This window comes from Candidatus Sphingomonas colombiensis (assembly GCA_029202845.1).
GTDB lineage: Bacteria > Pseudomonadota > Alphaproteobacteria > Sphingomonadales > Sphingomonadaceae > Sphingomonas > Sphingomonas colombiensis.
Window position 1 is genome coordinate 2681034 of the sequence record CP119315.1, and the last position, 21516, is coordinate 2702549.

Sequence of the window (21516 nt, forward strand, 5' to 3'; positions counted from 1 at the left end):
TCAGGCGTTACCGACGTTGCCCGCTGCTTCCTGCTGCGCGCGGGCTTCGGCCTGCTGCTGATAGAGGCCGTTGAAATCGACCGGCTCGAGCAGCAGCGGCGGGAAGCCGCCATCGCGAACGGCATCGGCCACCACACGGCGCGCGAACGGGAAAAGCAGGCGCGGGCCTTCGCCGAGCAGGAACGGCTGTACCGCTTCGAGCGGCACATTGCGCAGCCCGAAGAGACCGGCATAGGAAAGCTCGACGATGAAGGCGACGGTGCCGGCGCTCTCGGCGCGAATCTCGACCTTCAGGACGACTTCATGCACTTCGTCGGCGACCTGATTCGATCCGATGTCGAACTGCACGTTGATTTCCGGCGCCTGCGGATTCTGATAGATCGCCGGGGCGTTCGGGTTTTCGAACGACAGATCCTTCACATATTGCGAGAGCAGGCCCACCTGCGGCAGCGTGTCGGCGCCATTAGGCAGCGGTTCGCCGCCGGTGGTCACGCCATTGTCCTGTTCGGCCATCTCGTATCGATCCCCAGAAAAAAGCTGTTAAGGGCACATCAGGCGCCCGAAAAACCGTGAACGCGCGCCTAGCAGCAGCATCTTGACGTTTCAACGCCGCGAAAAATTGAATCGCGGGAGCTTCGCGCCTATGTTGTGCGTTCAGCGTATCGGAGGCCGAGTGTTCTATATAGTCCTTCTAGCGATGGTTGCCGGGTTTTTGGCATTGCGTCTCTACTCGGTGCTCGGGAAGCGTACCGGGCATGAGCAGCCGTTGCCCAAGCCAGCGGACGATCGCGTTCCCGCGGCCTCGCTCCCACGCGCGATCGATGTGACGCCGGAAGTGCGCGAGACGACTGTCCGTCCGATCGAGGGCGCGGCCGAAAATGGCCTGCGCGCGATCGTCTCCGGCGAACCGGGCTTTGATGTCGCGCGGTTCCTTGAAGGATCGCAGGCCGCCTATCGCATGATTCTCGAAGCGTTCTGGCGAGGCGACGAGCGGGCGCTGAGCGCTCTGGTCGAGCCTGATGTGGCTCAGGCGTTCATCGATTCGATCGCGGCACGCAATGCGGCGGGCGAAGTGCTGGAGAACCGGCTGGTCTCGATCGAGCGCGCGACGATCGTCGGCGCTGCGCTTGATGGCCGCGACGCGCGCATTACCGTGCGCTTCGACGCCGATATCGCCGCAGTCACCCGCGATGCCGATGGGCATGTGGTCGCCGGATCGACCAGCGATGCGGTCGAAACGCATGACGTGTGGACCTTCGTTCGGACGCTGAAGAGCAGCGATCCGAACTGGAAGCTCGCCGATACCGACGAAGCCTGAAGGGGAATAACGCATGATCCGTCGGGGAGGGCTGGCGCTGGCCGGCGCTTTTGCCTTGTCCGCGTGCGTGGGCGGCGTGGCACCGCCACCGCGACCGGGGGGCGCCCAGCCGCCGCGCGGCGGTGGCGAGGCGCCGGTGCGCCAGCCCACGCCGGCCACCCCGCTGCCGCCCGTGGCCCAGGTTACGCTTCCGGGCGCGAGCACTGCCGCCACGGCGGGGCTGGTGCGTGGCCCAGCCATCGCCACTTTGCCGATCACGCGGGATGGCGCCGCACAGGCGCTTGCCGCGTTCAAGCTGAGCTGCCCATCGCTGGTGCGTCGCGCGGACGCCTCCGGGCTGACGAACGGCGCAGACTGGCAGCCTGCCTGTTCCGCCGCCACCTCCACCGCGCCGGGTGATGCACAGGCGTTTTTCACGCGCTGGTTCGAAACGGTTCAGGTCGGCGACGGGCGCGCCTTTGCCACCGGCTATTACATCCCGGAAATCGCCGGTTCGCCGAATTATCGCGACGGCTATGCGCCGATCTATGCGCGGCCGGACGATCTGGTCGACGTGGATCTGGGCCTCTTCTCCGCCGATCTGAAGGGCAAGACGATCCGTGGCCGCGTCGATGGCGCGAAGTTCGTTCCCTATTTCGATCGTACCGCGATCGAGCAGGGCGCGTTGCAGAACAAGGCGCGCGTGCTGGGCTATGCCGTCGATCCGGTCGAGTTCTTCTTCCTGCAGGTGCAGGGTTCCGGGCTGGTGCGGATGCCCGATGGGCGCGTGCTGCGCATCGGTTATGACTCGCAGAACGGCCGCGATTATACCGGCATTGGATCGCTGATGCGGCAGCGCGGCCTGCTCGGGCCGAACCAGCTTTCGATGCAGGGCATGGTGGCGTGGCTGCGCGCCAATCCCGAACAGGGCCGCGCGATCATGCGCGAGAACAAGAGCTTCGTATTCTTCCGCGTGCTCGATGGAGCGCCGGTCGGCGCACTCGGCCTGCCTGTGACGGGCGGGGCGACGGTTGCCGCTGATCCGCGCTATATCCCATTGGGCGCCCCGGTGTTCCTGTCGATGGACCGCACCGATGCGACCGGCCTGTGGGTCGCGCAGGATACTGGCGGCGCGATCAAGGGGGCCAATCGCTTCGATACCTTCTGGGGCGCGGGCAATGATGCGCGGGCGATCGCGGGCGGAATGAGCGCGCGTGGCACGGCCTTCCTGCTGCTGCCGGTTGGCACGCTCGATCGCGCGCGGGGAGGGGCGACCAGTGGCGGGTCGACGCCTCGACGCTGAAGAGGCGGCACTGTGGGCGCGGCTGAAGGCCAGCGTCCGACCGCTCCATCCGCGCGCGCGCAAGCCGGTCGCGGTGCCGGTTGTGCCACCAGCGCCATCGCCACCGCCACCGTCGCCCGCGGCTAAAGCGCGGCGGGCCACGCCGCCGGCGCCTTCACCGGCCAGGCAGATGCGGCAGGCCGCTTCGCCGCCGCCGGCCCCTGCTACGCTCGATGGTAGCTGGGATCGCAAAATCGCGCGCGGGGCGCTCCAGCCGGATGCGACGCTCGATCTCCACGGCCACACGCTGCGGTCGGCGCATGCGATGCTCGATGCCGGGCTGGAGCGTTCGCTGGCGCGGGGGGATCGCGTGCTGCTGCTGGTCACAGGCAAGCCGCCCCGCCCGGAAAGCGAGCGGCCGCATGCGCGCGGTGCGATCCGCGCCGCCATCGCGGACTGGATCGCCGCCTCGCGCCATGCGGCGTCGATCGCCGCGCTGCGCAATGCTCACCCCCGCCACGGCGGCAATGGCGCAATCTATGTAGTGTTCCGCCGAACACGACCGAAACGTTAACCTTTATGTGCGAGCAGTAACGCTCTGCGGCACGATTTGCGTGTCGCACCATTAGGGGATTGAGTAACCATAATGGTAGAGGGGGTGACGCTGAAGAGTAAGGCGGTCACGTTCGCGCTTTGCGCGGGCGGCGTCGCGTTCTTTCTTGCGTTACTGGTCACCAGCAGGGACAATTTCGGCCCCGGTTCATATGCCCGCGCGCTGGTCCCCGCGATCGTTTGTGCCGTGATGTGCTGGGCCGCGACCCAACGGGTGGTCGCCACGACAGCGGAGGCGATCGACAAGGCGGTGGACCGGCTGGCGGACGCCGCCGATGGCGCGATCAGCCCGCGCGTGCCCGATGAGATTCGCGTCGCCGTGCCGCAGCTCGCTACCGCGATGGACCGGCTGTTCGCGCAGCTCGCCGACAATATGGAGAATATCCAGCGGCTAGCGCTGTTCGATCCGGTGACCGGCCTCGCCAACCGCACCAATTTCCGCACCAGCGCGGAACGCTTGTTGTCCGAAACCTCGCCCGGGCTTTGTGCGCTGTTTTTTATCGATCTCGATCGCTTCAAGACGGTCAACGACACACATGGGCACGCCTGTGGCGACATGTTGCTCGCGATGGTGGCCGATCGCCTGCACGGCGTATCGGATCGCGCCGTGGCGGAGGCGGATATCTATCCGCCGCTGATCGGGCGCCTCGCGGGCGACGAGTTCACGATGCTGTTTCCGGTGCTTTCCGACCAGCGCGATGCCGGATGGATCGCGACGCAGGTGCTGGAAGCGCTCGCTACGCCCTTTCCGTTGACGGGAGGGGAGGTGTCGATCGGTGCCTCGATCGGCATCGCGGTGCGCCCCGATCATGGCCTGACGCTCCACGATCTGATGCGCTGCGCCGATGCCGCGATGTATCGCGCCAAATCCGATGGGCGCGGCCGGTTCGAAATGTATAGCGACGAACTGGCGGAGCAGATGGCGAGCCGCGTGCGGCTCGACGCTGAGCTGCGCTCTGCGCTGGATCGCGACGAATTCACGCTGGTCTTCCAGCCCGAAGTCTCGCTCGCCAACGGTAATGTCGTGGCGGCGGAGGCGTTGCTGCGCTGGCAGCACCCGACGGACGGGCTGCGCCTTCCCGGCACCTTCATCGGCCGCGCGGAGGAAAGCGGGCTGATGGTCGAGATCGGCGATTGGGTGCTGGTAAAGGTGGCGCGCACCATCGCCCACTGGGCGTCGGTCGGCTTCGAGGGGCGGTTGGCGATCAACGTCAGCCCGCGCCAGATCGATCGCGCCGATTTTTTCACCCGGCTGCGCGCGGCGATGCGCGAAGCGCGCGCGCCGGCCCGGTTGCTGGAACTTGAACTCAACGAGACGGTCGCCGCGCATGCCCGCGCGGATGCGATCGCCGCGATGGCGCAGTTGCGCGATGATGGCGCGAAGATCGCGATCGACGGCTTCGGCACGGGCCTTTCAAGCGTTGCCCGGCTGAGGCAGTTGCCGATCGATCGCATCAAGCTCGATCGCAGCCTTATCGCGGCGGTCACCCAGGATCATGCAGCCCGGCTCATCACGGGGTCGCTCGTCGGGCTGATCCATGGACTTGGCTGTGAGGCTGTGGCGGAGGGTGTGGAATCCCCGGCGCAGGCCGAATTGCTGCGGGTGATCGGCTGCGATGCGATCCAGGGTTACGGCGTGGCGCGGCCGATGGGGGAGGCGGATTTCCTCGCCTGGTCAGCCGCGCTCGCCGATCTGGGCCCGATCGTCAGGCCCGCGTCGCTCGGTTGATGATATCGGCGTAGATATCCGTAAGCGTGTAGAGGTCGTCCACCGCCACGGCTTCGTCCAGCTTGTGCATCGTCGCGTTGATGAGGCCGAACTCCACCACCGGGCACACCGCGGAGATGAAGCGCGCGTCGGACGTGCCGCCGGTCGTCGACAGCGTGGGAACCACGCCGGTGCGCGCGGTGATCGCGTCGCTCACCATCGCGGAAAGCGCGCCGGGCTCGGTCAGGAAAGCCTCGCCGGAAATCCGCGCGTCCACTTTGGCATCGGGTGCATGGGCGTGGGCGATCCGCTCGATCCGTTGCGCGAGCGCTGCGCCGCTCTGCTCGTCATTGAAACGGATCGACAGCCGCGCGGTGGCGCGTGGCGGGATGACGTTGGTGGCGGGGTTGCCGACCGTGATGTCCGTGATCTCGATGTTAGACGGCTGGAACCAGTCATTGCCCTGATCGAGCACGATCGAGTCGATCTCCGCCAGCATCGCGATCAGCTTCGGGATCGGATTGTCCGCAAGATGCGGATAGGCGACATGGCCCTGCCGCCCCGGCACGTCGATCCAGATGTTGACCGATCCGCGCCGCCCGATCTTGATCATGTCCCCCAGCCGATCGACCGAGGTGGGCTCGCCCACCAGGCACAGATCGGGCTTCAGCCCCGCCGCCGCGAGCGAATCGAGGATCGCGCGCGTGCCGTAAATCGCCGGGCCTTCCTCGTCGCCGGTCAGCAACAGGCTGATCGTGCCGGTGGCCGGCATGCGCGAGGCGGCGGCGATGAAGGCGGCGATGGCGCCCTTCATGTCCACCGCGCCGCGCCCGTGGAGCAGGCCGCCGCGCACTTCGGGGGCGAAAGCGCCGGAAACCCAGCCTTCGCCGGGCGGCACGACATCGAGATGGCCGGCGAAGGCGAGATGCGGCCCGCTTGATCCGCGCACCGCGATCATATTCTCGACCGGCCCGTCGGGCGCTTCCCCGACGACGAAGCGATCGACCGTGAAGCCCAGCGGCGCGAGCATCCCCTCCACCACATCGAACACGCGGCCGGTCGCCGGCGTGACGCTTTCACAGGCGATCAGCGACTCGGCCAGCGCCAATGCGTCGAGGCTCATGCTTCGCTCGTCGGCTGTTCGAATCGCTCGATCACCCATTCCTCTTCCTGCGCGGCGGCGATCCAATCCTGCATGAAGGGATGGTTGAGCACCGCCTCGATATAGCCGGTCGCGAAACGCGCCACGGGCAGCGAATAGGTGACGATCCGGGTGCACACCGGGGCGAACATGATATCCACCGCGCCGAACGCGCCGAACAGAAAATCCCCGTCCCCGCCGAAGCGCGCGCGCGCCTGCGCCCACAATTCCATGATCCGCGTGAGATCGGCGATCACCTCGTCCGACGGCTTTTTGGGCGGATAGACCTGACGGATGTTCATCCCGCATTCGCGGCGCAACGCGGCGAAGCTCGAATGCATTTCCGCCGCCATCGAACGAGCCATCGCGCGGGCGGCATTGTCCTCGGGCCAGAATTTCTCGCGCCCGACCTTGTCGACGAGATATTCGACGATTGCGAGGCTGTCCCACACCACGGCATCGTCGTCCCACAGGATCGGCACCTTGCCGGAGGAGGGGGCGAATTCGTCGCCCTCGCGGCGCGTGTCCCAATCCTGATCGTACAGCGGAACGACCACTTCCTCGAACGGCAGGCCGGATTGACGGCAGGCAAGCCAGCCGCGCAGCGACCATGACGAATAGGCCTTGTTGCCGATGATGAGCTTCATGCGCAGGTGGCTCGTGTTGGTTGAGACTGCTGCCCGCGATAGCGCATTTTTCGCGCATCGGAAGGGTGCCGCGCCTCAGGGCAGGGCATATCCCACCGTCGATTGCGCGATCAATCGGGTCTCGTCACCCTGCCAGATGCGAACATCCACCGTCGCCAGTCGTCGCCCGAGCTTCAGGATCGCGGCGTCGGCGAAAATCGGCTCGAATCGACAGGCGCGCAGAAAGGATATGGACAGGGCGTTGGTCACCGCCATCGCTTCCGGGCCATGGTGGGCGGCGATGATCGCATAAGCGGCGAGGTCGACCAGCGTCATCAGCGTTGGCCCAGAAACGATATTGCCGGGCCGCTTCATGGAAGCGTCCGGATCGAGCCGTATGCGCAGATGATTGAGCCGCAGCGCTTCGATCTTTCCCAGATTCGGGCGCGCGGGGGGCGGAAATGCTTCTTCGAGAAAGAGCCTGACCTGATCCGCCGTCAATCGCAGATGCAGGGCTGGGGAGGTCGCGTGAGAGGTCATCGGTCTCCACTATCGACAACGAACCGCGCGCGCACCATCCCGCTTAGGTGCTGATCGCCTCGATCACCGCGGCGCGCAGTTCGGGGATGCCCATCCCGCCTTCGGACGAGGTGGCGATGATGTCGGGATGCGCGGCGGGGCGCTTGCGCACCTCCTCTGCGGTGCGCTCCGCGACGGCGGCAAGATCGGTCGCCTTCACCTTATCCGCCTTGGTGAGGACGAGGCGATAGCTCACCGCCGCGCGATCGAGCATCTCAAGGATTTCGCGATCGACTTCCTTGATGCCGTGGCGGCTGTCGATCAGCACCAACGCGCGCTTGAGCTGCTGCCGCCCGCGCAGATAGTCGTTCACGAGGAAGCGCCACTTCTTCACCATGTCCTTCGGCGCCTTGGCGAAGCCATAGCCGGGCATGTCGACCACGCGGAAGGCGAGGGGGGTGCCGACGTCGAAGAAGTTCAGCTCCTGCGTGCGCCCCGGCGTGACCGAGGTGCGCGCCAGTGCCTTGCGCCCGGTGAGGGCGTTGATCAGTGACGACTTGCCCACGTTCGACCGCCCGGCGAACGCCACTTCCGGCACGATCGCATCGGGCAGGAATTGCAGCGCGGGCGCCGATTTCAGGAACTCGATCGGGCCGGCGAAAATCTTTCGCGCGGCCTCGATCTGTTCGTTCTCGAAAGGCGCCGTCACTTGGATGTGGCCTCAAGCAACGCCGGGTGGCGTGCATAGAGCACACGCTGCTGGACGATCGTGATGATGTTGGTGGTGATCCAGTAAACCTGCAGGCCGACCGCGAACGGCGCCATCACGAACATCAGCACCCAGGGCATCAGCGCGAAGACCTGCTTCTGCGTATCGTCCATCGGCGTCGGGTTCAGCTTGAACTGGAAGTACATGCTGATGCCCAGGATGATCGGGATCACGCCGATCGCCAGGAAATGCGGCGGGGTGAAGCTGAGGAGGCCGAACAGGTTCACCGGGGTGAGCGGATCGGGCGCCGACAGATCCTTGATCCACGCGACGAACGGCTGATGACGCATTTCGATCGTCAGCATCAGCACCTTGTACAGCGCGTAGAAGATCGGAATCTGGAGCAGCGTGGGTAGGCAGCCCGCGAGCGGATTGACCTTCTCCGCCTTGTAGAGCGCCATGATCTCCTGCTGCTGGCGCTGCTTGTCGTCCTTGAAGCGCTCCTGGATCGCCTTCATCTTCGGCTGCACGGCACGCATATGCGCCATCGAGGCATATTGCCGCTGCGCAATCGGGAAGACGAGCGCGCGGATCGTGAAGGTCAGCAGGATGATCGCCACGCCGAAATTGCCGACCATGCGGAACAGCCAGTCGAGATAATAGAAGATCGGCTTTTCGATGATGCGGAACCAGCCCCAGTCGATCGCATAGTCGAGCTTCGTCGCGCCTTCCTTGTCGGTATAGCGATCGAGCAGCTTCACTTCCTTCGCACCGGCAAAGAAGCGCGAGGTCTGCGTCAGTTCGCGGCCCGGCGGCAGCAACTGGGGCGCGGCGGTATAATCAGCCTGATAGCTGCTGTTCGCGCCGGCGCGGAACTGGCCGTCGAAGCTGCGCGCCTGATCGGGCAGCAGCGCGGTCAGCCAATATTTGTCGGTGAAGCCGAGCCAGCCGCCGGTCGAGGTGAATTTCTGCGGCTCCTTGTCCACATCCTTGAAATTCGGGGCGTAGTTGGCGGCGCCATTGGCGACGGACATCGGGCCGGTGTGGATCGTCCAGCTTGCCGGATCCTTCGACACGCCGACGCGATTGACGAGGCCGTAAGTCGCGACGGGCACCGCGTTCTGGCCGCCGTTGGCGACCGTCTGGCGAACCGCGAACATATAGTCCTTGTCCACCGACAGCTCGATCTGGAAGCGCTGGCCGTTGGCGTTGGCCGCGCTGAGCGTGACCGGCTTGCCCGGCGCGAGGACGGTGGACGAGGCCGTCCACACCGCATCGGCGGCGGGCGGCGCGAGGCCGTCGTCGCGCCAGCCGAAGGCCGCGAAATTGGCGTCGGTCGTCCCGGCCGGCGAAAGGAGACGGATCGGCGGCGAGTTCTTCGCGATCGTATCCTTGTAATTGGTGAGCACCAGATCGTCGATCCGCGCACCCTTCAGGTTGATCGAGCCCTGCATGGTGGGGGTGTCGATCTTCACGCGCGGCGTCTCGCCCAGCACGACGTTGCGATCGCGGACCGCGCCGGGGGATTCGGCGGTCGCGGCGGTCTGGCCCTCGACAACCTTGGTCTTGCCGCCCTCGATCTTCGTCACCGGCGGGTTGGCGGCCGGGAAGAAACGGTTCTGGAGCACGGGCCAGCCGAACAGGATCAGCGCGGCGATAACCGCGAACAGCACGAAATTCTTGTTTTCTTGGCTCACGTCAGATCCTGTCTCTGGCGATTCTGGTTACGGCACGGGGTCATAGCCGTGCCCGCCCCACGGATGGCAGCGCGCGATGCGTTTGGCCGCGAGCCAGCTTCCGCGCGCAGCCCCATAGCGGCGAAGTGCCTCGATTGCATAGGCGGAACACGAAGGCTGATAGCGGCACGTGGGTGGCAACACCACCGACGGCCCGACCTGCCACGCGCGGACAAGCAGCACGAGCAGGCGCGAGATCATCGCCGTCGCGCCTTGGCCAGCGCCTTGGCCAGCTCGTCGCGCAGCAGGGAATAGGGGCGTTCGATGCCCGATTGCCGGCCGATCAGCACATGATCCGCGCCACCGATGCCGTCCGCCGGCATCAACTCACGCGCGAGTGCCCGCAACCGGCGTTTCATGCGGTTGCGCACCACGGCATTGCCGATTTTCTTGGTGACGGTGAAGCCGACACGGATCGTCTCGTCGCCGTCGTCGCGCGGGTGCACAAGCAAGACAAAGCCGGGCATCGGCACGCGACGCCCGGCGTTTGCGGCAAGAAATCCCGGTCGCCTGGTCAGCCGCGAAAGCGGCCGCAGGTTCAGGCCGACAGCTTCTTGCGGCCGCGAGCGCGACGCGCCCGGATCACCGCCCGACCGCCCACCGTCGCCATCCGCGAACGGAAGCCGTGACGGCGTGCTCGCACCAGATTGCTCGGCTGAAAGGTCCGCTTCATCGTTCATTCCCGAATCTAAAAAATCAAAGGCCGTCACAACAGGACGGCCCGAACAGGGCGCCGCATAGGCCGATGGTGCGCCCAAGTCAACGTGATCGCGTCCGTTGCTCGGCGCGATTGCGCGCGTGGCGGCGCAATGCGCTCGGGCGGCGCATCGTTCGATCGACGAGATGCCCGGTGCGCGGCCAGCGCCGCTTCAGCCGCGCCCAGCGCACCTGAGCCCAGCGCGAATTGCGCAGGATGAGAATCATTCCGCCCGCGAACAGGAATACGCCGCCCGGCCCGGGCAGCGGCCCCATCACCGCCGCGCCAATCAACAGCAGCACGCCAAGCGTGAGCTGGATGATGCGGGACACAGGATGGCGCTGCGGCATGGCGGGCATTTGGGGCAGGTCCGGGGTGAGCGCAAGACGGGCGAACAATGGTTTTCGTTCGTGACGAAACCGGTATGAATGCCCGCTGTCCGGCCGGGCATTCGCGAAAAACAGCGATGGAGCGGTCGGGATCGACCGGGGGGAAAATGGCAGCAATCGTCGCGACCGTCGCATATCTCGGGCTGGAGGCGCGCGGGGTTGAGGTGCAGGTGCAGCTCATTCCCGGGCTTCCGGCCTTCAATCTCGTCGGGCTGGCGGACAAGGCGGTGGCGGAAAGTCGCGAGCGGGTGAGGGGGGCGATCGCCGCGATGGGGCTGGCGTTGCCGCCGAAGCGGATCGCGGTGAACCTGTCGCCGGCCGATCTGCCCAAGGAAGGATCGCATTTCGATCTGCCGATCGCGCTTGGGCTGCTGGCCGCGATGGGCGTGGTCGATGCGGAGGCGCTGGCGGATTACGTCATCGTCGGCGAATTGACGCTCGACGGCCGGCTCGCGCCGTCGCCCGGCGTGCTGCTCGCGGCGCTTCATGCGGCGGAGACGGGCAAGGGGCTGATCTGCCCCGCCGCGCAGGGGCCGGAAGCGGCGTGGAGCGGATCGATCGAGGTGGTCGCCGCGCCCGATCTGATTTCGCTCATCAATCACCTGAAAGGGCATCAATTGCTCGCCACTCCGCAAAGGGGGGCAGTGGAGGAGTCGCGGACCGGCCCGGATCTGCGGCAGGTGAAGGGGCAGGAGACTGCGCGGCGCGCGCTGGAGATCGCGGCGGCGGGCGGCCACAATCTGCTTTTCGTCGGGCCTCCGGGCGCGGGCAAGTCGCTGATGGCGGCGTGCCTGCCCGGCATCCTCCCGCCGCTCGACGCGGGCGAGGCGCTGGAGGTGAGCATGGTCCAATCTGTCGCTGGAACGCTGGCCGGTGGTCAATTGACGCGTACCCGCCCGTTTCGCAGCCCGCATCACAGCGCATCGATGGCCGCGCTGACCGGCGGCGGTTTGCGCGTGAAGCCGGGGGAGGTGAGCCTCGCGCATCTCGGCGTGCTGTTCCTCGATGAACTGCCGGAGTTTCAGCGCGCGGTGCTCGATTCGCTCCGTCAGCCGCTCGAATCCGGCACGGTGAGTGTCGCGCGCGCCAATGCGCATGTTACTTTTCCGGCGCGGGTGCAGCTTGTCGCGGCGATGAACCCGTGTCGCTGCGGGCATCTCGGCGATGCGAGCCTCGCCTGCGCCCGTGCGCCGAAATGCGCGGCGGATTATCAGGCGAAGGTGTCTGGCCCGCTGCTCGATCGAATCGATTTGCACGTGGAGGTGCAGGCGCTGTCCGCCGCCGATCTCGTCATGCCCGCCCCGGCGGAGGGCTCGGCGGAGGTCGGTGCCCGGGTCGCCGCGGCGCGGGCGGTGCAAACGGCGCGTTATCGTGACGATTCGGCGCGGACGAACGCGGAGGCCGATGGCGCGGTGCTCGATCAGGCGGCGACCCCGGACGAGGCGGGCCGTGCGCTGCTGGCGCAGGCCGCCGCGACGATGCGGCTATCGGCGCGTGGCTATACCCGCGTGTTGCGTGTCGCGCGGACGATCGCCGATCTCGCGGGCGCCGAAACCATTGGGCGGGTGCATGTCGCGGAGGCGTTGAGCTATCGACGGCGCGCGCCGGTCAGTTGAACGGTGATTGATGAAAAGCCGAGGACCGATTCGATGCTGATACGCCCCGCCACCGCCGCCGATGCGCCCGCGATCTGGTCCATCATCGCGCCGGTGATCCGTGCGGGCGAAACCTATGCGCTCGATCCGCTGATGAGCGAAGAGGCCGCGCTCGCTTATTGGCTGGGGGCGGACAAGGAGACGTTCGTGGCGGAAGAAGATGGTGCGATTCTCGGCACCTATTATCTTCGCGCCAATCAGGCCGGTGGCGGCCGTCATGTTGCCAATTGCGGATATATGACCGCCGCCCAGGCCGCCGGGCGCGGCGTGGCACGGACGATGTGCCTTCACTCGATCGAGCAGGCAAAGGCGCGCGGCTATCGTGCGATGCAGTTCAATTTCGTGGTCGCCAGCAACGAACGTGCGGTGCGGCTGTGGCAATCGCTCGGGTTCGAGATCGTCGGGCGCCTGCCGGGCGCGTTCGAGCATCCGGCGCACGGCTTCGTCGATGCGCTGGTGATGTTCCGCGCGCTTTAGGCCGCCGTCACCGGCTGGCCGACGCTCAGCTTCTCGCCATGGGTGACGATCACCCGGTCGCCCAGCTTCACCGCATCGAACAGTTTCTTCGCGAACGGCTTGGGCACGCCGATGCAACCATGGGTCATATAACCGTCACGCACGTCGCTGGCGTGGATCGAGATGCCGTCGTTGGTCAGCCGCAGCATATAGGGCATCGGGGCATCATAGATGTTCGATACGTGATCGGCATCCTTCTGCGTAATCGGATAGACCCCTGTCGGCGTCGGCTTGGCATCGGCGCCATACAGGACGGCGGCCGTGCCGATCTCATAGCCGTCGCGGAAGATGCTGATCACCTGCGCCGCGAGGTCGACGGTGATGACGATCCGTCCCGTCTTGGGAGCGGCGCTTTCGTCCCAATGGAAATCGCCCATCCGCATCACGCCCTTGATCGGCAGGACGTGCTTGACCGTATAAGCGGCCGGATCGCTGATGGCCGGGGCCGCCTCCCGCGCCGGGCGCGCCACCGGCGGCAACTCGCGGGAGACGAGGATCGGGTGCGCCGCCGGGCGTGACGCCGCCAGCGTCACCGAGGTCGCGGCGCAAACCGTTGCTACACCAAGCGCGATGTAAGAGGGGTGGACCATATCGCGCGCCATAGCCGCTAAGTGGTTGCCATTCCGCTACCGGGCCGGGGATTGGTCACGCGCCGGCATCCGTGAGGCGGGCAAGCTGATCGCCTGACAGTTTCAATCCGGTCGCGGGCATCAGATCGTTGAGCTGCGCGACGCTGGTGGCGCTGGCGATCGGCGCCGTGACGCCGGGCTGCGCGATCAGCCACGCCAGCGCGATCTGTGCGAGCGACGCACCGGTCTCCGTCGCTACGGCATCGAGCGCGTCGAGCACCGCGCGCCCCTTGCCTTCAAGCAGCTCCGCCATCCGCCCGCCACGCACGCTTTTGCCTAGATCGTCGCGCGAGCGATATTTGCCGGTCAGAAAGCCCGAGGCGAGGCCGTAATAGGGCACAACGCCGATATTGTGCTCCACGCAATAATCCTGAAGCTCGCCCTCGAACTTGTGGCGGCTGACGAGATTATATTCGGGCTGAAGCACGTGGTAGCGCGGAAGTCCGGCAGCGTTCGCCGCTTCGTTCGCAGATTTAAGCCGCGCAGCGTGGAAGTTCGATGCGCCCAGCACACGCACCTTGCCTGCGTCGATCAGCTTGCCGAACGCCTCCAGCGCGGCTTCCTGTGGCGTCGCTTCATCGTCCTGATGCGCGAAATAGAGGTCTATGCGATCGGTGCCGAGCCGCTTGAGCGACGCTTCGCAGGCCGCGGCGATCCGCGCCGGCGCGAGCTTTTCGCCGCCCTCGCCGGGCAACATGCCGACCTTGGTGGCGATCAGCACCCGATCGCGCTTGCCGCCGGAGCGCAGCCATTCGCCGATCACCGTTTCGGATTCGCCGCCCTTATGGCCGGGCACCCACGCCGAATAGACATCGGCCGTGTCGATCATCGTGCCACCCGCGTCGACGAAGGCGTCGAGCACCGCGAAGCTGGTCGCGCGATCGGCGGTCCAGCCGAACACGTTGCCGCCCAGGACCAGCGGGGTGATTTCCAGATCTGTTGCGCCGAGACGACATTTGGTCATTGCCCATCCTCATCATTGCCGATCACCGCCGCCGCGCTGACGCTGTTGGCGTCGAGCATCGCGGCGGCCTCGTTCAACTGTCGTTCCTCATCCGCCGTGACCGCGCCGGGCGCCGCCGGTTGAGAGGAGCAGGCGGCGAGCAGCGCCAGCGACGCCCCCGCCGCGAACCGCACGATCAATTCTTGTCGATCGCGTTGCCAGCATCTTTCAGCGCATTGCCGGTGGCGTTGCGCGCGCGATCGGCGCCGTTCTTGATCGCGTCACCCGCCTTGTCGAGGTGCCGGTCGAGCGACTTGTCGGCCTTTTCGCTGCCGGCTTTCAGCTTGTCGCCGGCGTTGTCCATCGCTGCGCCGGCGCGATCGAGCGCCTGATCGGTTGCGGCCTGCACATCGTCCACCGCGTTGCGCGTGGTCGCGCCGAGATCCGCGCCGATCGCATTGGCGGCTTCCGCGCTCTGGTCCTGCGCGTTCTTGCTGCATGCGCCCAGGCTTGCAACGGCGGCAATTGCGACGGCGATGGTGGCGATACGCTTCATCTAAACACTCCCTTTGTCGGATGCCGGCGCACCGGCTTCGAGGCGGATAACGTGGCCCAGCCGGTTTCGCTCCGCAAGTTATCGGTCGTCGGATGAGGCGTTGACCTCATATAAAGATATCTTTATATCTTCATTTCCATGATCGACGCGCTCGAAATCTTCCGTGCTCTCGCAGATTCGTCCCGGCTGCGTATCCTGCGCCTGCTGCGCACGATGGAGCTTTCCGTGGGCGAGCTGGCGCAAGTGTTGGGGCAGAGCCAGCCGCGCGTTTCCCGGCATGTGAAGATCCTTTGCGATGCCGGGCTTGCGGAGCGGCGCAAGGAGGGGAGCTGGGTATTCGTGGCGCTCGGCCCGGTTGAGGCGGTGGCGCCGATCGCGGCGGCGCTCGATCGTTGGGAGGTGGCGAGCCCGGATCGCCAGGCGGCGGCGGACGTCGCGCGGCTGGCGGCGGTGCGCGCCGATCGCGCGGCATCGGCGGCGGCCTGGTTCGAGGCGAATGCCGGCGAATGGGATGCGATCCGCTCGATGCATGTCGCCGAGAGCGAGGTGGAGGCCAGTATGCTCGCCGCGCTCGGCGATGCGCCGGTCGGGCGGCTGATCGATATCGGCACCGGCACCGGGCGGATGATCGAGCTGTTCGCGCCGCGCGCCGACACCGCTTTGGGCATCGATCGCAGTTCTGAGATGTTGCGGCTGGCCCGCGCCAAGCTTGGCGAGCAGGGCCTCGCTAATGTCGAGCTGCGACAGGCCGATCTTTATGCGCTGCCGATGGGTGATGCCGAAGCGGACGTGGCGATCATCCATCACGTCCTGCATTTCGCGCAACAGCCCGGTGCGGCGATCGCGGAGGCCGCACGCGTGCTCGCGCCGGGCGGCCGGCTGCTGATCGCGGATTTCGCGCCGCACGATCGCGAGGAATTGCGCGCGCGTGATGCGCATACCCGGCTCGGCTTCTCCGATGCGCAGATCGAACGGTGGTTCACCGCCGCCGGGCTGACGCTGGCGCGGGTGGAGACGCTCGCGGGCGGGGAACTGACGGTGAAATTGTGGCTGGGGGCCCGGCAGGGCACGGCTTTGCGTGAGGTGAAGGCGGCATGACGTTATCGCTCAATCAGCTTGAGGAAGCGCGCCGCGCGCTCGATGCGCCGCTTTACGCCGATGTCGCGGGCGATATCGACATCAGCTTCGAATTTTTCCCTCCCAAGACGGAGAAGATGGAGGAGACGCTGTGGCGCTCGATCTCCACGCTCGCGCCGCTTGGGCCGCGCTTCGTCTCGGTCACCTATGGCGCGGGCGGCTCGACCCGCGAGCGCACCCATGCGACCGTCGCCCGCATCGCGCGCGAAACCGCGATCCCCGCCGCCGCGCACCTCACATGCGTGGAGGCCACGCGCGAGGAAATCGATGCGGTCGCGCGCGAATATTGGGCGGCGGGCGTGCGCCATATCGTGGCATTGCGTGGCGATCCGCCGGTGCAGGGCGCGCGTTATGCCGCGCATCCCGGCGGTTATGAGAATGCCGCCGCGCTGGTGGAGGGGCTGCGCAAGCTGCATCCGTTCGAACTGTCGGTCGCCGCTTATCCGGAAAGCCACCCGGATTCGGCCGATGCCGCCGCCGATCTCGACAATCTGAAGCGCAAGGTCGATGCCGGGGCGACGCGCGGGATCACGCAATTCTTCTTCGAGCCCGAAACCTTCTTCCGCTTCCGCGATCGCGCGGCGGCGGCGGGGATCGATGCGGAGATGGTGCCGGGCATCATGCCGGTATCCAATTTCGCCGCCGTCCAGCGGATGAGCGCGATGTGCGGCACTGCTGTCCCGCCATGGATGGGGCGCCTGTTTGAGGGGCTGGACGATCTGCCCGACGCGCGCCAGCTCGTCGCGGCGACGCTCACCGCCGAATTGTGCCGGAAGCTTTATGCCGGCGGGGTGAAGCAATTCCACTTCTACACGCTGAACCGCGCCGAGCTTTCCTTCGCGATCTGCCACCTGCTCGGTGTGCGGGCGCGGGCCGGCGCGCACGCCGTCGCGGCGTAAACGATATCCCGGCACTGGCCGGGCGATGGAGTAGATCATGACTGTACGCGATATCTTCAACGCGGAAGCGGCGAAGCGCATCCTGATCACCGACGGCGCGTTCGGCACGGAGATCCAGGGCTGGAAACTGTCCGAGGCGGATTATGCCGGCAATCTCGGCCTGTCGCGCGATCAGAAGGGCAATAACGACATCCTCGCGCTGACCAAGCCGGAGGTGCCGGAATCGATCCACCGCGCCTATTTCGAGGCCGGGGCGGATATCGCGGAGACGAACACCTTTTCCGCCAACAGCATCAGCCAGGCCGATTACGGCGCGGAACATCTCGTGCGCGAGATCAACGTCGAGAGCGCGAAAATGGCGCGGCGCGTCGCCGATGAGTTCACCGCGAAGGACGGCCGCCCGCGCTTCGTCGCCGGGGCGATCGGGCCGACCAACAAGACGCTTTCGCTCAGCCCGGACGTAAACGATCCCGGTTATCGCGAGATCGATTTCGATTATCTGAAAGGGGTCTATCGCGAACAGATCGACGCCTTGGTCGAGGGCGGCGTCGATTTCGTGTTGATCGAAACGGTGTTCGATACGCTGAACGCCAAGGCCGGCATCATGGCCGCGATCGAGGCGGGCGAGGCGCTGGGGCGCGATCTGCCGATCATGCTGTCGATGACGCTCACCGATCTCTCCGGGCGCAACCTGTCCGGCCATACGGTCGAGGCGTTCTGGCATGCGATCCGCCATGCGAAGCCGCTGACGGTGGGGCTCAACTGCTCGTTCGGTGCGGAGCAATTGCGCCCGCATGTCAAATCGTTGAGCGAGATAGCTGATACGCTGATCATGGTTTATCCCAACGCCGGACTGCCCAATGAGCTTGGCGCCTATGACGAGGCGCCGGTGACTACCGCGGGGCTGGTCGGCGAATGGGCCGGGGCGGGGCAGGTCAACGTGCTCGGCGGCTGCTGCGGCTCCACGCCCGCGCATATCAAGGCGATCGCCGATGCGGTGAGCGGGCTACCCACCCGCCCGATCCCGAAGCCGCAGGTGCGGACGCGCCTCGCCGGGCTGGAGCCCTTCACGATGGCCGCGTGACGGCCGCCGCACATCCTCTTTGCAGTTCGGAAAAACAGTGACCACCTCATCCTCCACCTCCTTCGTCAACGTCGGCGAGCGCACCAACGTCACCGGCTCGGCGGCGTTCAAGAAGCTGATCATGGCCGGCGACTATACCCGCGCGGTGGAGGTCGCGCGCCAGCAGGTCGAGAACGGCGCGCAGGTGATCGACGTCAACATGGACGAGGGCCTGCTCGACGCTGTGGAGGCGATGACCACGTTCCTCAAGCTGATCGCCGCCGAGCCCGACATCGCCCGCGTGCCGATCATGATCGACAGCTCGAAATGGGACGTGATCGAGGCCGGGCTGAAGTGCGTTTCCGGCAAGCCGATCGTCAATTCGATCTCGCATGAAGGAGGGCGAGGCGCCGTTCCTCGACGCCGCGCGCAAATGCATGGCCTATGGCGCGGCCGTGGTCGTCATGGCGTTCGACGAGACGGGGCAGGCCGACACCAGGCCCGCAAGATCGAGATCTGCGCACGCGCCTACAAGATGCTGACCGGGATCGGCTTCCCGCCCGAGGACATCATCTTCGACCCCAACGTCTTCGCGGTCGCGACCGGCATCGAGGAGCATGACAACTACGGCGTCGACTTCATCGAGGCGACGCGCGAGATCCGGCGACCTGCCCGCACGTCCATATCTCGGGCGGCCTGTCGAACCTGAGCTTTTCGTTCCGCGGCAACGAGCCGGTGCGTCGCGCGATGCACTCCGTGTTCCTCTACCACGCCATCTCCGGCGGGCATGGACATGGCGATCGTAAACGCCGGCCAGCTCGACGTCTACGATACGATCGACCCGGAACTTCGCGCGAGCTGCCGAGGACGTGATCCTCATCGACCGCTCGCGAAGCGGCGTGACCGACCGAGCTGCCTGGTCGCCTGCCGAGAGCTTCCAGGGCGGCACCGGTCGCGCGGAGAAGGCGGCCGAGGAATGGCGCGGCTGGCCGGTCGCGAAGCGGCTGGAGCACGCGCTGGTCAAGGGCATCGACGCGCATGTCGTCGAGGATACCGAGGAAGCGCGCGCCGCAATTTCGGCCGCGCGCCCGATCGAGGTCATCGAAGGCCCGCTGATGGACGGCATGAACGTGGTCGGCGACCTGTTCGGCTCGGGCAAGATGTTCCTGCCGCAGGTGGTGAAGTCGGCCCGCGTGATGAAGAAGGCGGTCGCCCACCTCATGCCCTTCATCGAGGCGCGCGAAGGAGCCCGGCGCCAAGGCCAAGGGCCGGCATCATCATGGCGACGGTGAAGGGCGACGTCCACGACATCGGCAAGAACATCGTCGGCGTCGTGCTCCAGTGCAACGGCTACGAGGTCATCGACCTCGGCGTCATGGTGCCCTGGTCGACGATCCTCGAGTCGGCGAACGAGACCAGGCCGACATCATCGGCCTCTCGGGCCTCATCACCCCTCGCTCGACGAGATGGTGACCGTGGCCGAGGAGATGCAGCGCGCCGAGCATGAACATCCCGCTGCTGATCGGCGGCGCGACCACCTCCAAGGTCCACACCGCGCTGCGCATCGACCCGGCCTACACCGGCCCTGTGATCCACGTCCTCGACGCCAGCCGCGCGGTCGGCGTCGCCTCGCAGCTCCTCTCGGACACGCAGGCGGAGGGCTTCGTCGCCTCGGTCTCGATCGACTACGAAAAGGTGCGCGAGGCCCGCGCGAACAAGGGCCAGAGCGACCTGCTTTCGCTGGCCGACGCGCGCGCCAACGCCTTCCCGGCCGACTTCGCGCTCAAGGCCGCCGCGCCGGCCGCGCCGGGCCTCCACGTCTTCGAGGAATGGGATCTTGCCGATCTCGCCGAGACGATCGACTGGACGCCGTTCTTCCGCGCCTGGGAGCTGGCGGGCAACTACCCCGCGATCCTGACGGACGAGGTCGTCGGCGAAAGCGCGACCAACCTCTTCGCCGATGCGCAGGCGATGCTGGCGAAGATCATCGACGAGAAGTGGCTGACAGCGAAGGGCGTCTGCGCCTTCTGGCCCGCCCACCGCGACGGCGACGACGTGCTGCTCGAAGACGGCACGCGCATCCCGATGCTGCGCCAGCAGGTCAAGAAGTCGCGCGGGCGCGCCAACTTCTGCCTCGCCGACTTCATCGACACCGAAAACGACTGGCTCGGCGGCTTCGCGGTAGGCATCCACGGCATCGAGCCGCACCTCGCCCGCTTCCAGGCCGCGCACGACGACTACTCGGACATCCTGCTGAAAGCCCTCGCCGACCGCTTCGCCGAAGCCTTCGCCGAGCGCCTGCACGCCCACGTCCGCACCACGCTGTGGGGCTATGCGCCCGACGAGCAGTTCACCAACGAGGCCCTGATCCGCGAGGAATATCGCGGCATCCGCCCCGCGCCGGGCTACCCGGCCTGCCCCGACCACTCGCTCAAGCCGATCCTCTTCGACCTGCTCAAGGCATCGGACAACGCCGGCATCGTCCTGACCGAAAGCCAGGCGATGCTGCCGACCGCGGCGGTTTCCGGCTTCTATTTCGGGCATCCGCAGGCCGAATATTTCGGCGTGGCCCGGATCGGCGAGGATCAGGTGACGGACTATGCCACGCGGCGCGGGGTGGATCTGGAGCGGGCCAGGCGATTGCTGCGGCCCAATATGGATTAAGTCGTCAGATCAATCCTTTGGAGCGCAGGCTTACATGTCCATGTGAGCCGATCACGATATGATCGTGGACCGAGATTCCCAACCCGCGTCCGGCATCGACGATCGCGCGGGTGATATCGATATCCGCGCGACTGGGGGATGGATCACCTGATGGGTGGTTGTGGACAAGGATGATCGCCGCCGATCCCAGATCGATCGCGCGGCGGATCACCTCGCGCACATGGACCGGGGCCTGATCGATCGAGCCTTGGCTCATCACCTCGTCACGGATCAGCATGTTGCGCGTGTTGAGATGGAGCACGCGAAAGCGTTCGATCGGATGATGCGCCATGTCCGCATGGAGATAGTCGAGCAGCGCCTGCCAGTTCGCCAGCACCGGGCGAGCGGAAACCTCCCCGTGGAGCAGGCGGAGCGCGGCGGCATGGGCGATCTTGATCGCGGCGGTGGAGGTTTCGCCCATGCCGGGCACGCGAGCCAGCGCCTCCGCGTCGGCAGTCAGCAGCCCGCCGATCCCGCCAAATTCGCGCAACAGTGCCTTGGCCAGCGGCTTGGTGTCGCGGCGGGGAATTGCGAGCGCGAGGAGATATTCGATCAGTTCGTGATCGAGCAGCGCATCGCCGCCGCCGCGCGCCAGCAACCGCTCACGCAGCCGTGCGCGATGGCCGGTGGCATCAGAAGAAGGTGGGTCGCCATCGGCCATTGGGGCTGAGCGTAAGGCGCGCGATGGCTCCATGCAAT

28 protein-coding genes are annotated in these 21516 nt (G+C 66.4%); 13 read left to right on the plus strand and 15 right to left on the minus strand.

Annotation, left to right across the window (positions count from 1 at the left end):
* On the minus strand, positions 1-513 hold the full coding sequence (gene secB / locus P0Y64_12885) for a protein-export chaperone SecB (GenBank protein WEK42286.1): 513 nt from the start codon (positions 511-513) through the stop codon (positions 1-3).
* A gap of 160 nt (positions 514-673) precedes the next feature.
* Between secB and P0Y64_12890 the strand changes: the two genes are divergently transcribed.
* The 4 genes from P0Y64_12890 to P0Y64_12905 all read left to right on the plus strand — a co-directional run bounded on the left by P0Y64_12890 (position 674) and on the right by P0Y64_12905 (position 4920).
* Positions 674-1318 carry a Tim44/TimA family putative adaptor protein gene (locus P0Y64_12890; GenBank protein ID WEK42287.1) on the plus strand — a complete coding sequence of 215 codons (645 nt, stop codon included), beginning with the start codon at positions 674-676 and terminating at the stop codon, positions 1316-1318.
* A gap of 13 nt (positions 1319-1331) precedes the next feature.
* Complete coding sequence (locus tag P0Y64_12895) at positions 1332-2600, plus strand: MltA domain-containing protein (GenBank protein WEK42288.1); 1269 nt, start codon at positions 1332-1334, stop codon at positions 2598-2600.
* Positions 2575-3153 (plus strand): Smr/MutS family protein, encoded by a 579-nt coding sequence (locus P0Y64_12900; protein WEK42289.1) that lies wholly within the window; start codon positions 2575-2577, stop codon positions 3151-3153. The genes P0Y64_12895 and P0Y64_12900 overlap by 26 nt, the downstream gene beginning before the upstream one ends.
* A 72-nt stretch (positions 3154-3225) precedes the next feature.
* A complete protein-coding gene (locus P0Y64_12905) occupies positions 3226-4920 on the plus strand; it encodes an EAL domain-containing protein (protein WEK42290.1) in 1695 nt (564 codons plus the stop codon).
* Here the strand turns inward: P0Y64_12905 and dapE are convergent.
* From dapE to P0Y64_12950, 9 genes are all read right to left on the minus strand, one after another.
* Positions 4898-6022 (minus strand): succinyl-diaminopimelate desuccinylase, encoded by a 1125-nt coding sequence (gene dapE / locus P0Y64_12910; GenBank protein WEK42291.1) that lies wholly within the window; start codon positions 6020-6022, stop codon positions 4898-4900. The genes P0Y64_12905 and dapE overlap by 23 nt on opposite strands.
* Positions 6019-6687 carry a glutathione S-transferase family protein gene (locus P0Y64_12915; GenBank protein WEK42292.1) on the minus strand — a complete coding sequence of 223 codons (669 nt, stop codon included), beginning with the start codon at positions 6685-6687 and terminating at the stop codon, positions 6019-6021. The genes dapE and P0Y64_12915 overlap by 4 nt, the downstream gene beginning before the upstream one ends.
* Before the next feature lie 75 nt (positions 6688-6762).
* A complete protein-coding gene (locus tag P0Y64_12920) occupies positions 6763-7206 on the minus strand; it encodes a PaaI family thioesterase (GenBank protein ID WEK42293.1) in 444 nt (147 codons plus the stop codon).
* Positions 7207-7249: 43 nt separating this feature from the next.
* Positions 7250-7894: a ribosome biogenesis GTP-binding protein YihA/YsxC gene (gene yihA / locus P0Y64_12925; GenBank protein ID WEK42294.1), complete on the minus strand. Its 645-nt coding sequence runs from the start codon at positions 7892-7894 to the stop codon at positions 7250-7252.
* A complete protein-coding gene (yidC, locus tag P0Y64_12930) occupies positions 7891-9591 on the minus strand; it encodes a membrane protein insertase YidC (protein ID WEK42295.1) in 1701 nt (566 codons plus the stop codon). The genes yihA and yidC overlap by 4 nt, the downstream gene beginning before the upstream one ends.
* Positions 9592-9618: 27 nt before the next feature.
* Complete coding sequence (gene yidD, locus P0Y64_12935) at positions 9619-9831, minus strand: membrane protein insertion efficiency factor YidD (protein ID WEK42296.1); 213 nt, start codon at positions 9829-9831, stop codon at positions 9619-9621.
* On the minus strand, positions 9828-10097 hold the full coding sequence (rnpA, locus tag P0Y64_12940; protein ID WEK42297.1) for a ribonuclease P protein component: 270 nt from the start codon (positions 10095-10097) through the stop codon (positions 9828-9830). Before rnpA ends, yidD begins: the two co-directional genes overlap by 4 nt.
* 71 nt (positions 10098-10168) lie before the next feature.
* Positions 10169-10303 carry a 50S ribosomal protein L34 gene (rpmH, locus tag P0Y64_12945; protein ID WEK42298.1) on the minus strand — a complete coding sequence of 45 codons (135 nt, stop codon included), beginning with the start codon at positions 10301-10303 and terminating at the stop codon, positions 10169-10171.
* A gap of 86 nt (positions 10304-10389) precedes the next feature.
* Positions 10390-10725, minus strand: a complete 336-nt coding sequence (locus P0Y64_12950) for a hypothetical protein (GenBank protein ID WEK42299.1) — start codon at positions 10723-10725, stop codon at positions 10390-10392.
* A gap of 98 nt (positions 10726-10823) precedes the next feature.
* Here P0Y64_12950 and P0Y64_12955 point away from each other — a divergent pair, with 98 nt between their 5' ends.
* Positions 10824-12332 (plus strand): YifB family Mg chelatase-like AAA ATPase, encoded by a 1509-nt coding sequence (locus tag P0Y64_12955; GenBank protein ID WEK42300.1) that lies wholly within the window; start codon positions 10824-10826, stop codon positions 12330-12332.
* 33 nt (positions 12333-12365) lie between these two features.
* Positions 12366-12848: an N-acetyltransferase gene (locus P0Y64_12960; protein WEK42301.1), complete on the plus strand. Its 483-nt coding sequence runs from the start codon at positions 12366-12368 to the stop codon at positions 12846-12848.
* On the opposite strand, the gene P0Y64_12965 is transcribed toward P0Y64_12960, so the two are convergent.
* The 4 genes from P0Y64_12965 to P0Y64_12980 are packed head-to-tail and all read right to left on the minus strand — an operon-like array spanning position 12845 to position 15015.
* Positions 12845-13477, minus strand: a complete 633-nt coding sequence (locus P0Y64_12965; GenBank protein ID WEK42302.1) for a L,D-transpeptidase family protein — start codon at positions 13475-13477, stop codon at positions 12845-12847. The two genes, P0Y64_12960 and P0Y64_12965, sit on opposite strands and share 4 nt — an antisense overlap.
* A gap of 55 nt (positions 13478-13532) precedes the next feature.
* On the minus strand, positions 13533-14480 hold the full coding sequence (locus P0Y64_12970; protein WEK42303.1) for an aldo/keto reductase: 948 nt from the start codon (positions 14478-14480) through the stop codon (positions 13533-13535).
* Positions 14477-14653, minus strand: a complete 177-nt coding sequence (locus tag P0Y64_12975; GenBank protein WEK42304.1) for a hypothetical protein — start codon at positions 14651-14653, stop codon at positions 14477-14479. Before P0Y64_12975 ends, P0Y64_12970 begins: the two co-directional genes overlap by 4 nt.
* A gap of 2 nt (positions 14654-14655) precedes the next feature.
* Positions 14656-15015 carry a hypothetical protein gene (locus P0Y64_12980; GenBank protein ID WEK42305.1) on the minus strand — a complete coding sequence of 120 codons (360 nt, stop codon included), beginning with the start codon at positions 15013-15015 and terminating at the stop codon, positions 14656-14658.
* A gap of 138 nt (positions 15016-15153) precedes the next feature.
* On the opposite strand from P0Y64_12980, the gene P0Y64_12985 reads away from it, so the two are divergent.
* The 7 genes from P0Y64_12985 (at position 15154) to P0Y64_13015 (ending at position 20778) form a co-directional block, all read left to right on the plus strand.
* The gene (locus P0Y64_12985; GenBank protein ID WEK42306.1) at positions 15154-16113 is read left to right on the plus strand and encodes a metalloregulator ArsR/SmtB family transcription factor; all 960 of its coding nucleotides are present in this window, start codon (positions 15154-15156) and stop codon (positions 16111-16113) included.
* Positions 16110-17051, plus strand: a complete 942-nt coding sequence (gene metF, locus P0Y64_12990; GenBank protein ID WEK42307.1) for a methylenetetrahydrofolate reductase [NAD(P)H] — start codon at positions 16110-16112, stop codon at positions 17049-17051. The genes P0Y64_12985 and metF overlap by 4 nt, the downstream gene beginning before the upstream one ends.
* Positions 17052-17088: 37 nt before the next feature.
* A complete protein-coding gene (locus P0Y64_12995; protein ID WEK42308.1) occupies positions 17089-18135 on the plus strand; it encodes a homocysteine S-methyltransferase family protein in 1047 nt (348 codons plus the stop codon).
* A gap of 37 nt (positions 18136-18172) precedes the next feature.
* The gene (locus P0Y64_13000) at positions 18173-18823 is read left to right on the plus strand and encodes a dihydropteroate synthase (protein WEK42309.1); all 651 of its coding nucleotides are present in this window, start codon (positions 18173-18175) and stop codon (positions 18821-18823) included.
* Between the two features lie 190 nt (positions 18824-19013).
* The gene (locus tag P0Y64_13005) at positions 19014-19406 is read left to right on the plus strand and encodes a B12-binding domain-containing protein (GenBank protein WEK42310.1); all 393 of its coding nucleotides are present in this window, start codon (positions 19014-19016) and stop codon (positions 19404-19406) included.
* Complete coding sequence (locus P0Y64_13010; GenBank protein WEK42311.1) at positions 19394-19621, plus strand: cobalamin-dependent protein; 228 nt, start codon at positions 19394-19396, stop codon at positions 19619-19621. Before P0Y64_13005 ends, P0Y64_13010 begins: the two co-directional genes overlap by 13 nt.
* A complete protein-coding gene (locus tag P0Y64_13015; protein WEK42312.1) occupies positions 19618-20778 on the plus strand; it encodes a vitamin B12 dependent-methionine synthase activation domain-containing protein in 1161 nt (386 codons plus the stop codon). Before P0Y64_13010 ends, P0Y64_13015 begins: the two co-directional genes overlap by 4 nt.
* A gap of 4 nt (positions 20779-20782) precedes the next feature.
* On the opposite strand, the gene radC is transcribed toward P0Y64_13015, so the two are convergent.
* Entirely contained in the window at positions 20783-21478 is a 696-nt protein-coding gene (gene radC, locus P0Y64_13020) for a DNA repair protein RadC (GenBank protein WEK42313.1), read from the minus strand.
* Positions 21479-21516: the final 38 nt, after the last annotated feature.